Origin of the sequence: Streptomyces caniferus, from assembly GCF_009811555.1 — a bacterium.
Taxonomy (GTDB): Bacteria; Actinomycetota; Actinomycetes; order Streptomycetales; family Streptomycetaceae; genus Streptomyces; species Streptomyces caniferus.
Genome location: NZ_BLIN01000005.1, coordinates 1,963,799 through 1,979,130, shown reverse-complemented (window position 1 = coordinate 1,979,130; position 15,332 = coordinate 1,963,799). Strand labels below are relative to the sequence as shown.

Sequence of the window (15,332 nt, the reverse complement as noted above, 5' to 3'; positions counted from 1 at the left end):
ATGGTGGAGGGGAGGAACGAGGGACACAGGGTCAGCCGGGGGGCGGATGAGGCGCAGGAGGTGCGGATGCCCGGGTTCACGCATCTGCACACCGCTTCGGGGTTCTCCCTGCGCTACGGCGCCTCCCATCCGGAGCGGCTCGCCGAGCGCGCCGCCGAACGCGGCATGGACGCCCTCGCGCTGACCGACCGGGACGGGCTCTCCGGGGCCGTACGGTTCGCCAAGGCCGCCGCCGAGGCCGGCATCCGCCCGCTGTTCGGCGCCGAACTCGCCGTGGCGGAGCGCGAGTCGGGCCCCGCGGCCGGCCCCGCTGCCGCCCGCCGCCGCACCCCGGTGCGCGGCGGCGCCTTCCTCGACGAGTCCGCCGCCCGCGCCGTCTTCCTGGCCCGCGACGGAGCGGCCGGCTGGGCCGCCCTGTGCCGGCTGGTCTCCGCCGCCCATGCGGGCGGAGCCGAGCAGCCCGTGCTCCCGTGGAGCTCCCTGGAGTCCGCCGCGGGCGGGCTGACCGTGCTGCTCGGGCCGGACTCCGAGGTCGGCCGGGCGCTGGCCGCCGGACGCCCGGACCGCGCCGCCCGGCTCCTCGCCCCCTGGCGCGAGCTGTACGGCGAGGCGCTGCGCCTGGAGGTCGTCGACCACGGGCGGTCCGGCAGCGGCCCCGGCTCCCCGCGGCTGGCCGCCCGCACCCTCGGCTTCGCCGTCGACCAGGGCGTTTGTGCCGTGCTGACCAACGCGGTCCGCTACGCCGACCCCGGTCAGGGCCCGGTCGCCGACGTCCTGGACTCCGCCCGCCGTCTGATGCCGGTGGACCGGCGCCGGCCCGAGTCCTGGGACGGCGGCGAGCGCTGGCTCAAGGACGCCGCCTCGATGCGCCACACCGCCGAGCGGATCGCCGAGGCGGCCGGATTCCGGCGCGGCCTGGCCCACCGGCTGCTCACCATGACCGAGGAAACCGCCGGCGCGTGCCTGGTCGACCCGCAGGACGACATCGGGCTCGGCCGTGTCCACTTCCCCGAGCCGCGGCTGGTGGGCGCGGGCCGCCGCACCGCCGCCCGGGTCCTGCGCTCGCGCTGCGCCGCCGGGATGGTGCTGCGCGGCTACGACCGCGACCGGGTGCGCTGGACGCGGCTGGAGGACGAACTGCGCACGATCGAGCGCCTGGGCTACCCCTCGTACTTCCTGACGGTCGCTCAAGTCGTGGACGACATAAGGGGGATGGGTATCCGGGTCGCGGCCCGCGGGTCCGGTGCCGGGTCGCTGGTCAACCACCTCCTCGGCATCGCCCACGCCGACCCGGTCGAGCACGGGCTGCTGATGGAGCGCTTCTTGTCCGAGCGCCGGGCGGCGCTGCCGGACATCGACATCGACGTCGAGTCCGCCCGCCGGCTGGAGGTCTACCGCGCGATCTTCGACCGCTTCGGCGCCGAGCGGGTCGCCACCGTCTCGATGCCCGAGACCTACCGCGTACGGCACGCCGTACGCGACGTGGGTGCCGCCCTGGGCATGGACCCGGCGCAGGTGGACCGCCTCGCCAAGGCCTTCCCGCACATCCGCGCCCGGGACGCGCGGGCGGCGCTGGCCGAGCTGCCGGAGCTGCGCGGGGTGCGGGAGGCCGGTGACGAGCGGCTGTGGCAGCTGGTCGAGGCGCTGGACGCGCTGCCGCGCGGGATCGCCATGCACCCGTGCGGGGTGCTGCTCTCCGACGCCACCCTGCTGGACCGCACGCCCGTCGTGCCGACCAGCGGCGAGGGCTTTGCGATGTCCCAGTTCGACAAGGAGGACGTGGAGGACCTGGGGCTGCTCAAGCTCGATGTGCTGGGCGTGCGGATGCAGTCCGCGATGGCGCATGCGGTCGCCGAGATCGGCCGGGCCACCGGGCGCCGGATCGATCTCGACGACCCCGCGCAGGTGCCGCCCGGTGACGACGCGACCTACGGCCTGATCCGTTCGACCGAGACGCTCGGCTGCTTCCAGATCGAGTCGCCGGGCCAGCGCGACCTGGTCGGCAGGCTGCAGCCCGCCACCTTCCACGATCTGGTCGTCGACATCTCCCTCTTCCGGCCGGGGCCGGTCGCCGCCGACATGGTGCGGCCCTTCATCGAGGCCCGGCACGGCCGCAAGGCGGTCCGCTACCCGCACCCCGACCTGGAGGAACCGCTGCGCGAGACCTACGGCGTGGTGGTGTTCCACGAGCAGATCATCGAGCTGTTGCGGATCATGACGGGCTGTGCGCGGGACGAGGCGGACGAGAAGCGGCGGGCGCTGTCGCACCCCGAGCTGCAGGGCCGGCTCCGCGCCTGGTTCGCCCGGTGCGCCGAGCGGCGCGGCTATGCGCCCGACGTCATCGCGCGCACCTGGGAGATCGTCGAGGCCTTCGGCTCGTACGGCTTCTGCAAGGCGCATGCGGTGGCCTTCGCGGTGCCCACCTACCAGTCCGCCTGGCTCAAGGCGCACCACCCCGCGGCCTTCTACGCCGGGCTGCTCACCCACGACCCCGGGATGTATCCGAAGCGGCTGCTGCTCGCGGACGCGCGGCGGCGCGGGGTGCCGGTGCTGCCGCTGGATGTGAACCGGTCGGCGGTCGCCCATCGGATCGAACTGGTGTCCGGTTCCGGTGGCGGCGGCCCCCGCTCCGGTGCGCTCTGGGGGCTGCGGCTCGCGCTGTCCGATGTGCACGGCATGAGCGAGGCCGAGGCGCGGCGGATCGAGGCCGGGCAGCCCTACCGCTCGCTCCAGGACCTGTGGCAGCGGGCCAGGCCGAGCCGCCCGGTGGCCGAACGCCTCGCCCGGGTGGGCGCGTTGGACGCCTTCGGCGCGAACCGGCGGGATCTGCTGCTGTACCTCGCCGAGCTGCACCGCCACGGGCGGCAGGCGTCCGATGGCCAGCTGACGCTGCCGTCCGGGGCCCTCGACGGCGCGGGCACGGAGCGGGCGGTGCCGGCCGATCCGGTCGAGCCGGCGGGGCTGCCCGACCTCAGTGACGTCGAACGGCTCAGCGCCGAGCTGGGCGTCCTCGGCATGGACACCTCCCGCCATCTGATGGCCGACCACCGGGAGTTCCTCGCCGAGCTGGGCGCGCTGCCCGCCCGGCTGCTGCGCAGCGCGCGGCACGGCGAGACGGTGCTGGTCGCCGGCGCCAAGGCGGCCACGCAGACGCCGCCGATCCGCTCCGGTCGCCGGGTCATCTTCACCACCCTCGACGACAGCACGGGACTGGTCGACTGCGCCTTCTTCGACACTCCCCAGGACGCCGGCGGCCCGGGAGGCACCCCCAGCCCCGTCGCGGCATGCGCGCACACGATCTTCCACTCCTGGCTGCTGCTGGTGCGCGGTACGGTCCAGCGGCGCGGCCCGCGCAGCCTCAGCGTGGTCGGCACCGCCGCCTGGAACCTCGCCGAACTGGCCGAACTCCGCCGCGAGGGCGGGCTGGAGGCGGTCGCCGCCCGGCTCGCGACGGGACCGGAGACGCCGGACGAGACGCCGGCCGGGGCGGACGACGGCCCGGCCGGGGCGGGCAGGGAGGCGGGGGAGGAGCCCGAGGCGGACCGGGCACCCGGGCCCGCCGCCCCGGCCCGCACCCTCCGGCTGGAGACCGGCTACGAGCTGCATCCGTGGGCCGACCTCCAGCCCGCGGGCGAACGCGCCGCCACCGGCCGCAAGTTGTGGCACTCCAGCCCGGGGAGCGCGGGATGACCCCCGGCGCGGGCACCGGCGCCCCCGGAGCGGCCGACGCCACGCCCCCTGCCGGGCGGCGGCCGGGCCTGCTCCACGTGCGGTTCCGGACCGTCGACGACACCCCTGTGAGCGCCGGGGCGTTCGAGCAACTGCTGCGGCTCCTGGCGCAGTTCACCCCGGTGATCGAGGCGCTGCCGCCGGACGCCGCGCTGGCGGATGTCCGCGGTGCGCTGCGCTACTTCGACCGGGACGCGGCGGGCATCGCCGAACTGGTACGACTGCGCGCGCTGGCCTGGCACGGCGTACGGTGCGCGATCGGGATCGGCGCCAACCCGCTGCTCGCCCGGATGGCGGCCCAGGGCGCGGCCCCCGGGGAGATCCGGTCCGTCCCCGAGCACCCCGAAGCGGTCGCCGCGTTCCTCGACCGCCGCCCGGCCTCGGCGCTGCACGGCGTCGGCCCGGCCACCGCCCGCGCCCTGTGCGCGTACGGGCTCGACAGCGTCGGCCGGATCGCCGCCGCACCGCCCGCGACCCTGCAGCGGATCCTCGGCGCGAAGACCGGCCGCATCGTGTACGAGCGGGCCCGCGGCATCGACCCGACGCCGGTGACGCCCAACGCCGCGGCCCGTTCGATGGGCGCGGAACACCGCTTCGTCCACGATGAGCTGGACCCGGCCAGGCGCCGCCGGGCGCTGCTCTCGCTCGCCGACGACCTCGGCGCCCGGATGCGCGCGAGCGGGCAGGTGGCCCGCGCGCTCACCCTCACCGTCCGCTACGCCGACCGCTCCACCACGACCCGCACCCGGCGGCTGGACGGGCCGACCGCGCACGGGCCCGCACTGACCGGGGCGGCCTATGCGCTGCATGCCGCGCTCGGGCTGCAGCGGGCGCGGGTACGGTCCGTGGCGCTGCGCGCGGAGGATCTGTGCCGTGCCGAACTCGCCACCCGGCAGCTGACCTTCGACCCGTCCGACGACAAGGCGCACCGCATCGAGGCGGCCGTCGACCGGGCCAGGGCGCGCTTCGGCGCCGGGAGCGTACGCCCCGCGGCGACCCTCGGCCGTACGCCGCCGCCGGCCGCCGAGCCGCTCGGCCCGGGGCCCGCCCGGCCGTAGGTCCCGGGCCCCGCACGGCGCGGAGCGGGACCGGCCTCGGCCGTAGAGCTTCTCCGCAGGCGCCGGTCGGACCGGCCGGACCGGCTGTTCCTGCCGTCCCCACCGGCGCCCTCCTGCCGTGTGCCTGGTCAGGGCGCCGTCGACGGTGCGGGAGGGCTCCGGTACCGGAGGCGGGCGAGCCCCGGGGAACCGGGGCGCAAGCACACCCCCGGCGCTCTGCACCCCGGACATCCGGTGAGGGGCGTGTGTGGCTTCCTTCACCGTCGCACCGCTGGCACTTCCTGCTTACCCAGCCGTAACTTACTTGCCAGTCAACTGCGTTGGCCCTTGCGATCCGGATCGCAGGTGAACGGCTCACCGAGCACTTCGGAGTCCCCTCACCCCGCAAGGAGCATCGTATGAAGCTGCGCTGGTCAAGAACGCTCACCCTGCTTCCCGCCCTCGCCCTGGCCCTCGGTCTCACCGCCGCCGCGCCCGCCGCCGCCCACCCGTCGCCCGCCACCGCCCTGGCCGGAGACGCTGCGCGCCGCCCCTCTCATCCCACCGTCCGCAGCGGCTGGAACAACTACTCCTGCAAGCCCTCCGCCGACCACCCGTGGCCGGTGGTCCTGGTGCACGGCACCCTGGGCAACGCCGTCGACAACTGGCTGGGCCTCGCCCCCTACTTGGTGGCCCGCGGCTACTGCGTCTTCTCCCTGGACTACGGGCAGCTGCCCGGCGTCCCGTTCTTCCACGGGCTGGGGCCGATAGACGCCTCCGCCCAGCAGCTCGCCGACTACGTCGACCGGGTGCTCGCCGCCACCGGCACCTCGAAGGTCGATCTCGTCGGGCACTCGCAGGGCGGCATGATGCCGCGGGTGTACATGAAGTTCCACGGCGGCGCGGACAAGGTGAACGCGCTGGTCGGGCTGGCTCCCGACAACCACGGCACCGACCTGGACGGGCTGACCCGGCTGCTGCCCTACTTCCCCGGCGCCAAGCAGTACCTCGACAAACTGACCCCGGGGCTGTCCGACCAGATCGTCGGCTCGGACATCCTCAACCGTCTCGACGAGGGCGGCGACACCGTCCCCGGGGTGCACTACACCGTGATCGCGACCAAGTACGACGAGGTCGTCACCCCCTACCGGACCCAGTTCCTGAGCGGCCCCGACGTGCGCAACGTCGTGCTCCAGGACCTGTGCCCCCTCGACATCTCCGAGCATGTGGCCATCGCCCTCGCCGACCGCGTCGCCTTCCACGAGACGGCCAACGCCCTCGACCCGGCGCACGCCACCCGGACCACCTGCGTGTCGGGCTGACCGGGAGCCGGTCCGGCCCCCGCCGGCGCAGGGGCCGGACCGCGCTCCGTACCGGCCGGGCCGCTGTCGTCAGCCGCCGGCCAGCAGGGCGTCGGTGCACTGCTCCGCCAGCTCCTCGGCGTGCGGGGGCAGCGCCGTTCCGCCGCGCAGATGGCGGCGCACCACGGACAGCGGGACATCGATGACGGCGAGCGTCACCCGGTCCAGGCCGGGCCTGCCGTGCACCCCCAGCGCCCCCGCGAGCGCCGCCATGGCCGCTCGTACCCGGATGTTCCCCTCCTCCGCGCGGAGCAGGTACGCGTCGGACCAGTCGTCCCACCCGAACTCGTGGGCCCCGTACAGGAGCAGTGCGGCCTCCGCGGGGTGTGTGCGGCTCCACGCCACGATGTGGCGGGCGGCGGCCCGGCCCCCGGCGCGCGGGTCGTCCGACGATTCCAGTGCCTCGAAGTAGCCCTCCTGGAAGTCCTCGACGGTACGCAGCCACACCTCGGCGAGCAACGCCGTGCGGCCGGTGAAGCGGTGGTACAGCGAGCCGCTGGGGGCGCCGACGGCCGCCGCGACCGCGGACATGGTGACGCCCGAGGGGCCGGACTCGGCCGCCAGCCGTACGGCGGCGTCGAGGAGCTTCGCGGTGTCGAAGCGGGGTGGCCTGGCCATGTTCTAGAGGGTACTCTCCACTATATTGGAGAGGCGCCTCTAGAACGCTCGGGAACGGGGCGCCGGCCGGCGTGCCCGCACACACGCCGCACCACAGGGGAGTGCGGCGCGGCAGCGGTGCAGGAAGTGGCGGCCGGGCCCGCCCGGCCGGTCACAGGGCGAGGCCGCCCCCTTCCGCACGCGGGGGAGGAGGCGGCGCGGCCATCCGGAGGGCCGGGGCGCGGGGGTCAGCCGCGGTGCCGGGCGGCCCTGCGGCGGGTGGTGGCGAGCAGCACCCCGGCGCCCACGGCCAGAACGGCGGCGCCGCCGATGGCCAGCGGGGCGGTGGAGCCGTCACCGCCGGTCTCCGCCAGCTGCTGCCCGCCGGCCGGCTTGCCGCCGCCCTGGGCGTGCGGGGCGTTGCCGCCGGTCTGCGAACTCCCGCCCGGCGCGGGGGCGTCGGCGTCCGCCTGCGTGACGACATCGGTGTGGGTGCCCGCTGCGCTCCCCGCGTGGTGGTGCTGGGACATGTCCATCGACGACTTGCCGGCGCCCGCCGCGAGCTGGGTGGCGGTCGGGGCCGAGGCGGTGGGCGCGGGCCTTGCGGCCGCACCCCCGAGGGCCTTCCCGAAGACGACGTCCGAGCAGGTGTAGAACGCCTCCGGGCTGTCCGACCGCTGCCAGACGCTGTAGATCAGGTGGCGCCCGGACCGCGCCGGCACCCTCCCGTCGAAGACGTACTCCCCGTTGGTCAGCTTCGGGTCGGTGACCTTCGCGAACGGCTTCGCCTCCAGGTCGGACCACTTCAACGGCTTGGCCGGGTCGTAGCTGCTCTTGGTGAGGTACAGCTCGAAGTACCCCTTGTGGGGCGCGGTGGCCTTGTAGCGGAAGGTGTGCTTCCCTGCCCGCATCGTGCTGGCGGGCCAGTCGGCGCGGGGCAGGTCGAGGCCCTTGTACTCGGGGTTGTTGGCGCTGCACAGCTTGCCGTCCGGGATGCGCGTCCTGGACCGGCCGCCCGCTTCGCCGTCCCGTACGCCGTTCCAGTCGTAGAGCGCCTGGGTGCCGCCGGCCTTCACGGCCGCCTTGCACGCCGCGGACTTGGGGTTCTCCGGCCCTTCCGCGAAACAGGCCGACACCCGGCTGACCGGGTCCGTCATCGAACCGTGCGCGGCGGCGGGGCTCGCGGTGAGCACGGTGAGCACGAGCGGGCCGATGCCGGCCAGTGCGATCCCGGTGGCCTTGTGGCGAGCGGTCATCGTGGGGGTCTCCTTCATTCGTTGCATCGAGCGGGGCGCGAGGCAGCACAGTGGTGGGGGGTCGGGACCCGGACCACGGCGCCGTCCCCCGGTGAGCGGCGCCGACGGCCCGCAGCGCCGCCTCACGAGAAGCACGCTAGCCCCGCTGAACAGCGAATTTGCCCCCGGAAGCCCGCCATTGAGGATCTTTATGACGGGCTTAAGGAGCGGCTAAGCGGGGGCACAGGCAGGCGGGGAGGAAACGGACGTCAGGTGCCGGCGATCCTCGGTGAGTTGTCCGTGACCGTCCGCGCCGGTCCGGGAGGGTTCGCCCCGGATGGCTCCCCGAGTGGCTCCCCGGCCGTTTCGCTGTGGCGCCCCGGTGGGGCAATGACCAGCCGACGCTCCGGGCTGAAGCCGAACCTCCCTCACTGCCGCCCGCCGAGACCACGACGGCAATCGATCACCGACCTGGTGGTGGACGAGCAAGCACCGTCGGAGAGCATCGGCCTCCTCCCAGGAGGGCGGGCCCGGCCCCGCCGCCGGATCAGGTGGCTCCACCGCCAACTCGACCCGGCGCGTGGCCCGTTCGGTGTGAGCGCAGCCGAACAGGCGTGAATTGTTCCGGTGCGGTGGGTGACCGCACTGTTACAGTCCCGGTTCCCCGGAAATGCGGGGATACGAGGGGAAAAGCGGAATGAGGGGGCACAGTTGCGCAGAAAGCTGAGACGGATAGCCGCGGCGATCGGGGTGGGGATCGCGTTGGTCCTGGCGCCGGTCACGGGGACCGCAGCGGCACAGGAGAAGGGCACCGCGGCCGTCACCGCCATGGACTTCACCCCGTCCGCAGTGGACGCGACGCCCGGCGGTGAGACCGTCACGCTCCGCTGGACGATGACGGACACCACCCCGGGAACCGACGGCATGAGCGTGCGGGTCTCCCTGCGCCGTCAGGGCGCCACGGCCGGCACCTACCTGGGCGTGCCGCTGGTGGGGACGTACGAGGTGGGCTCCTTCGGCCAGGACATCAAGCTGGTTCCCGGCTCGACGCCACAGAAGGCCACCTACGAGTGGACGCCGGCCGTCCCGCAGTACGCGGCCGGGACGTCGGTCACCTGGGCCGTCACCCGCCTGGAGGCCTGGGATCACCGGGGCACCTCGCTGGACTGGGATGCCGCCCGGCTGGGTGCGTTCCACAGTACGTTCGAGGCGAAGACGCTTGCCGATGAGCAGGGCCCGACGTACGAGAACCTCGCGGTGGACAACGAACAGTCGCCGTACGTCTACGTCGGCAAGGATGCGTCGAGCATGACGTACGAGCTCGACGTGCACGACGCCCAGGCAGGCATCTCCGGCGGCGCCTTGACGCTGACCGGACCCGGAGGACGGCACCTGACCGGCTCGTTCGCCATCGAGTGGACCTGGGACGAGGGCTATCAAGGCTGTGGCTACATCGGGTCGGGTCAGACGGACGCCACGTCCTGCCGCGTGTCCGTGGCTTTCCCCGCGCACACGGCATCGGGCAAATGGACCGTCTCGAAGGTCGAACTCACCGACAACGCGGGCAATACCAGAGCCTATGGCAAACTCTCGGCCGCGCCCGTCCATGTCACCTCCGATGACGTGCTCTCCGCGGACGGTTTCACCGCGACGCCGAACCCGGTGGACACGTGGCACGGCGACCGGACCACCAAGGTCGTTTTCCGGCCCCACGGGAACCGGGGCGCGATCGCATCGGCGGTCGTGCACACCGACAGCCCCAACGGCTGCCGGCAGTCCTCCACCAAGGCCACGACCGCGGCGGACGGGACCGTCTCGGTGGACTACGGCGTACCGCGGTGGGTCTTCACCTGCCCCATCACCGGCCTGATCATCACGGACAGGGCCGGGAACGTCGCCTTGTACGGCTCGGAGTTCGGCGCACCGGAGACCGGCCTGACGATCACTTCGGCACCGGACAAGGTGCTGCCCGAGATCGACCAGGCCACGCTCTCGCCCACCGTCGTGCCGGCAACGGACCACTCCACGAACATCCGGCTCACCGTCAACGTCTCGGGCACCACCTCGGGCGTCGACGGCTACGACGTCTCCCTGGTCGACTCCTCCGGCACTGTGCACCCCGTCGTGACCGGCGGCACCTCACCGACCTTCAGCGGCCCGTTGACCGCAACCTTCCCGCTCCCCGACAACATGCCCCCGGGCAGGTACACCATCGCCCTGGTTCTCTCCGACCAAGCGAACAAGTCCTCGTCCTTCGGTTTTCCGAACGGCACTCCGATGCCGGGTGGCCCGCTGACTTTGACGGTCACCTGAGGGCTGTCCCGTCGGGGCGTTTTGCCGCACATCGCTGCAGCCGCGGGACAGCAACTCGTAGGGTGGACCGTCATGCCGGACTCTCACCCGTTGCTGGGGATGTTCCTCGACGCAGCCGACGGCCGCTTCCCGCCCGCGGAGGGCCAGGTGACAGTTCTCCCCCCTCTGCCGGGCGGGTTGGAGTGCTCGGTCGCCTTCACCGGGCACGCCGTCATCGCCACCGCCCTGTCCGCGTCCGAGGTCCGGGCAAAAGGACCCGACGGCTACGGCGCCTCGCTGGCTCCTGACTTTCTGCGGTACCTGGCAGGCCGCGAGGGCTGGATCGACAGTGTCGACGCCGTGGTCGTCGCGCGTGGCGCGTCGGCTCCTCCGTGTCTGCCGGAACGTCTTGATGCCGAGGACCACCCGCGTGTTCGTCATGCCCGGGCGCTGCGCACCGATGTCCGCGTCCACGGAGATGAGCGCGGCCTCGTCACACTGGCCGACGGCCTGGCCGGACGGCGTGAGATGAGCATCGAACTCGACCGGCCCGGTAGCGGCGGTGCCGGGCTCGGGCGCTCCCTGCTGCGTGACGCGCTCACCCTGCTCCCCGCCGGCGAGCCGGTGTTCGCCGCTGTCGCCCCGGGGAATGCTCGATCCCTCCGGGCTTTTCTCGCGGCTGGATACCGGCCGCTGGGGAGCGAGGTCATCATCCGTCCCCAACGGGCGGCCCCCGGGTAGACACCTCGGCCTCGCCGGGAATCGACGTCTGCGGAGCCGTTGAGCACGGGCACGAGCAGGCGGGGAGGAAACGGGCCTCGGGGTGCCGGGACGGCTCCGCCCGGCGGTCTTTCCGCGGCCGGTCCCTCGGCGCGCACCAGCGGCGGAGCGGTCGCCGTGGCCGTCCCGCCCGGTCGGCTCCGGGAGGACGAACTGCTGAGGCGGGGCGTCGAGGAACCGTAGCCACGGAAGCGTCCGGAGCCGGTGCGGTGCCGAGCCGGTGGGCGCCCTCAGCGCCCCTCGGCGCCGGTGAAGTCGGCCGGGTCGCCGAGGTCTTCGAGGAGGGCGTCCAGGTCGTTCGCCGGTCCGCGTCCGGTGGCGGTGCCGAGCGGGAGTTCGGCCCAGATGATCTTTCCTTGGGCGGTGTAGCGGGTTCCCCACCGCTGGGCGTACCGGGCGATCAGGAACAGGCCCCGGCCGCCCTCGTCGGTGGTCCGCGCATGGCGCAGATGCGGTGTGGTGCTGCTGGCGTCCGAGACCTCGCAGATCAGTTCCCGGGCCCGGATCATCCGCAGGCCGATCGGGCCGGAGGCGTGCCGGATGGCGTTGGTGACCAGTTCGCTGACGATCAGTTCGGTGGAGAAGCCGAGTTCCTCCAGACCCCACTCCCGCAGCCGGCCGGCCGCGGTCCTGCGGGCCTCGCCGACCGCGGACGGATCGGCGGGAATCTCCCAGGTGGCCAGCTGCGTCCGGGGCAGGGCCCGGGTGCGTGCCAGCAGCAGCGCCACATCGTCGACCGGCCGTCCGCCCGGCAGACCGCCGATCACCGTCTCGCAGATGTCCTCCAGCGGAGCCTGCGGATCGGCCAGCGCACGGCGCAGCCTGGCGATCCCGCCGTCGAGGTCGAGGGCCTTGCCCAGCAGCAGTCCGTTGGTGTAGAGCGCCAGCAGACTGCCTTCCGGCAGCGGCAGTTCGACGGATTCGAAGGGCATGCCGCCCAGCCCCAGCGGCGGGCCGGTCGGCAGATCCAGGAGCCGGCCGGCGCCGTCGGGACCGACCAGCAGCGGGGCGGGGTGACCGGCGCGGGCCAGGGTGCAGCGGCAGCTGACGGGGTCGTAGACCGCGTACAGGCAGGTGGCCCCGATGACCCCGTCGTCGGTGTTCGCGTCGTGGGCGACCCGGTTGAGCATGTCGTCCAGATGCGCCAGCACCTCGTCCGGGGCCAGGTCCAGATCCGCGAGCGCCTGCACCGCGGCGCGCAGCCGCCCCATCGTGGCCGCCGCGTGCACCCCGTGACCGACCACATCACCGACCACCAGCGCGACCCGGGCCCCGGACAGCGGGATCACATCGAACCAGTCGCCGCCGACCCCGCTCAGCGAATCGGCAGGCAGATAGCGGTAGGCGGCCTCCACGGCGCACTGCTCGGGCAGATCGCGCGGCAGCAGGCTGTGCTGGAGGGTGAGGGCCGCGTTGTGCTCGCGGGTGTACCGGCGGGCGTTGTCGATGGAGATCGCCGCGCGGGTGACGAATTCCTCGGCGAGCACCAGGTCGTCGGGCTGGAACGGGCCGGTGGGCTGCCAGCGGGCGAACGCCGCCGCCCCCAGGAAGACGCCCCGCGCCCGGAGCGGCACCACCATCAGCGAGTGAAAGCCGAGACTGCGCAGATGCGCCGCCCGCACCGGGTCCTCGGCCGCCCAGTCGCCCTCGGCGAGATCCAGCGTCTGGAGCAGCGTGGAGTTGCCCTCGGTGAGGCTGCGCACGACCGGCGCCGACGGGGGATAGGCGGCCGGCTCTCCGATGGCGACCACCGCCTCGGGGCAGCCCCCGCGGACGGACTGCTGCCCCGCACGGCGCATGACGAGCAGATCCGCCGCGTCGAGCGGGCCGGGCGCCGTCTCCTCCCCGGAGAGCAGCGCATCGAGCAGGTCGACGGTGACGAAGTCGGCGAGGTCCGGGACGGCCACGTCGGCGAGCTCCTGCGCGGTCTGCCAGACGTCCAGCGAGCTGCCGATGCGTTCACCGGCCTTGTTCAGCAGCGCCATCCGCTGCCGGGCCCGGTAACTTTCCGTGACGTCGAGGACCATGTAACAGATGCCGAGCACCTGGCCCGCCTCGTCCTCCAGGCGGAAGAACGACGTGGAGTAGGCGTGCTCCCGCCCCGGATCGGACTGCGGACGCCCCAGGTATTCGTAGCCGACCGAGGGGGTGCCGGTGCGCAGCACCCGCCGCATCTCCGCCTCGATGGACTGCACGGCCAGGTCCGGCTGCACCTCCCCCAGGCGCTTCCCGAGGCGCTGCTCGCGGCTGGTCCCGCCCATCTGCTCCAGGGCGTCGTTCAGCCAGACGAACTGCAGCTCGGCGTTGACCATGGCCACACCGATCGGCGACATGCCCAAAATGCCTTCCAGAAACGACCGGCTCGCCCCTGACCAGGGCGTCTGCGTCATCTCGGCGGCAAGGACGAGACGCGAGAAGCCCTTTCGGGCATCCAGCACCGGCAGCACCCGGAACTCCAGGTCGAGCCGGTGCCCGTCCTTGTGGCGTACGGCCTCCAGCCCGCTCCAGCCGTCCGACGACGCCAGCCGGGCCGCCCACCTGCTGTCCTGCTCCGCCCCGGCGCCCGCCCCGGCGAAGAGGTCCGCCAGCGGCCTGCCGACGGCCTCGGCGACCCCGTAGCCGAGAAGCCGCTCCGCGCCCTTGGTCCAGCCCCGCGCCACCCCTGCGCGATCGGCCATCACCACGGCCGTCCGTGTGAGGTCGAAGACCCCGTCTCCGGAGAGACGGCTGCTCTGGGAGGCATTCATCTGACCGGTCCAATGCCGGTCCCACCATGCGGCGGACACTCTGTCCGGGGCGGCGCCGCCGCATTCGACCGGCCCTATCACGGTACTCCCTCACCCTGTCCGGGCGCTCTACCCGGCGCCCTCCGCGGGCCTCCCGCACACGGCGGAAAACGCGGCTCCCGGCCGTTGTCAGTGGTCGCCGGCACCATCGGCACATGAGCACCGACGCGCCCGCCGACCCGGCCTCCCAGCTCCCCGCCGAACCCGCCAACCCCCGTGCCGACCAGGGGGAATCGGCCCTGCCGACCGCCGACGCCGCCTACTGGGAAGCCGCCGCGGCCTCCTTCGACGACGAGCCGGACCACGGCCTGCGCGACCCCGCGGTCCGCGCCGCCTGGGCCGCCCGGCTGCGCTCCTGGCTCCCCTCCGCTCCCGCCGCCGTCCTCGACCTGGGATGCGGCACGGGAAGCCTGGCCCTGCTCGCCGCCGAGCAGGGCCACCGGGTCACGGGCGTCGACCGCTCACCGCGCATGATCGCGCAGGCGCGCGGCAAGCTCGCGGGCCGGGACGCCGCGTTCCTGGTCGCGGACGCCGCCGAACCACCCGTGGGGGAGCAGCGGTTCGACGTCGTCCTGGTGCGCCATGTCCTGTGGGCGCTGCCCGATCCCGCTGCCGCGCTGCGCCGTTGGGCCGGGCTGCTGGCTCCCGGCGGCCGGCTGGTGCTCGTCGAGGGCCGCTGGGGCGAGGCCGAGCCGGTCGGCATCCCGGCGGGCGAACTCACCGATCTGGTCGGGCCGCTGGCGGCGCGCACCCGGGTCGAGCACCTCTCGCACGATCCGGTGCTGTGGGGCAAGGAGGTGACCGACGAACGGTATGTGCTGATCGCCGAGCTCCCGCGCCGGCACACCGAAGTGGTCGACGTCCACCTCGTCCTGCGCCGCGGCGAGGAGGTGCTGCTCGCCCGCCGGTCGGGCACCGGCTATGCCGACGGCCTGCTGCACGCCCCCTCGGGCCATGCGGAGGACGGTGAGGACGTCAGGGAGGCCATGATCCGGGAGGCCGCGGAGGAGATCGGGCTGCGGCTGACGCCCGGGGACCTGAGGGTCGGGCTCGTCATGCAGCACTGTGCCCCGCCGCCGGCGCGGCCCCGGATCGGCTGGTTCTTCGAGGCGGAGTACGGCGCGGGCGGCGAACCGTGGAACCGCGAACCGGACAAGTGCGCGGAGTTGGCGTGGCACCGGCTGGATGCGCTGCCGGACGACATGGTCGCGCACTGCCGCGCCGGTCTGGACGGACTGCGCGCGGGGCACCGCTTCCTGCTCCACTGGCACCGGCCCGGCGACGCCGTCGCCCACGACCCGTCCGCCCCCTCCCGGGCCGTCTCCCTCGACGGGGCGCGGCCCGGCGGCTGAACCCGCGGTGCGCCGTTTTGCCGCTCCTTTCCCCGTACGTGGGGCGCGCTGTGCCGCCGCTTTCCCGCGCTGTGGTGCACGCCTGGCCCGTTCCGTACGCCCGCCGAAGGTTTGAGTGGCACATGCAAGTATCCGGGCCTACGGTGACCGCGCGGACCGTCGC

9 protein-coding genes are annotated in these 15,332 nt (G+C 73.8%); 6 read left to right on the top strand and 3 right to left on the bottom strand.

Translation table 11 applies throughout. The features are described from left to right. Positions 1–66 precede the first annotated feature (66 nt). The 3 genes from Scani_RS25320 to Scani_RS25310 all read left to right on the top strand — a co-directional run bounded on the left by Scani_RS25320 (position 67) and on the right by Scani_RS25310 (position 6,088). Positions 67–3,690 carry a DNA polymerase III subunit alpha gene (locus tag Scani_RS25320; protein WP_159480135.1) on the top strand — a complete coding sequence of 1,208 codons (3,624 nt, stop codon included), beginning with the start codon at positions 67–69 and terminating at the stop codon, positions 3,688–3,690. After that, complete coding sequence (locus tag Scani_RS25315) at positions 3,687–4,787, top strand: DNA polymerase Y family protein (protein ID WP_159480134.1); 1,101 nt, start codon at positions 3,687–3,689, stop codon at positions 4,785–4,787. Before Scani_RS25320 ends, Scani_RS25315 begins: the two co-directional genes overlap by 4 nt. A gap of 398 nt (positions 4,788–5,185) precedes the next feature. Further along, positions 5,186–6,088 (top strand): esterase/lipase family protein, encoded by a 903-nt coding sequence (locus Scani_RS25310; protein ID WP_159480133.1) that lies wholly within the window; start codon positions 5,186–5,188, stop codon positions 6,086–6,088. A gap of 69 nt (positions 6,089–6,157) precedes the next feature. Here Scani_RS25310 and Scani_RS25305 read toward each other — a convergent pair whose 3' ends face one another. Continuing rightward, complete coding sequence (locus Scani_RS25305) at positions 6,158–6,745, bottom strand: TetR/AcrR family transcriptional regulator (RefSeq protein WP_159480132.1); 588 nt, start codon at positions 6,743–6,745, stop codon at positions 6,158–6,160. A 227-nt stretch (positions 6,746–6,972) separates the two neighbouring features. Further along, positions 6,973–7,980: a lytic polysaccharide monooxygenase auxiliary activity family 9 protein gene (locus tag Scani_RS25300; protein ID WP_159480131.1), complete on the bottom strand. Its 1,008-nt coding sequence runs from the start codon at positions 7,978–7,980 to the stop codon at positions 6,973–6,975. A 690-nt stretch (positions 7,981–8,670) separates the two neighbouring features. Between Scani_RS25300 and Scani_RS25295 the strand changes: the two genes are divergently transcribed. Together Scani_RS25295 and Scani_RS25290 are read left to right on the top strand one after the other, a co-directional pair. Then, on the top strand, positions 8,671–10,272 hold the full coding sequence (locus Scani_RS25295; protein WP_159480130.1) for a cupredoxin domain-containing protein: 1,602 nt from the start codon (positions 8,671–8,673) through the stop codon (positions 10,270–10,272). A 72-nt stretch (positions 10,273–10,344) separates the two neighbouring features. Then, positions 10,345–10,992, top strand: coding sequence for a hypothetical protein (locus Scani_RS25290; RefSeq protein ID WP_159480129.1), 648 nt, complete (start codon positions 10,345–10,347; stop codon positions 10,990–10,992). 269 nt (positions 10,993–11,261) lie between these two features. Here the strand turns inward: Scani_RS25290 and Scani_RS25285 are convergent, their stop codons facing one another. After that, the gene (locus tag Scani_RS25285) at positions 11,262–13,778 is read right to left on the bottom strand and encodes a SpoIIE family protein phosphatase (RefSeq protein ID WP_159480128.1); all 2,517 of its coding nucleotides are present in this window, start codon (positions 13,776–13,778) and stop codon (positions 11,262–11,264) included. A 194-nt stretch (positions 13,779–13,972) separates the two neighbouring features. Here Scani_RS25285 and Scani_RS25280 point away from each other — a divergent pair, with 194 nt between their 5' ends. Then, on the top strand, positions 13,973–15,169 hold the full coding sequence (locus tag Scani_RS25280) for a methyltransferase domain-containing protein (protein WP_159480127.1): 1,197 nt from the start codon (positions 13,973–13,975) through the stop codon (positions 15,167–15,169). The last annotated feature ends 163 nt before the right edge of the window (positions 15,170–15,332 follow it).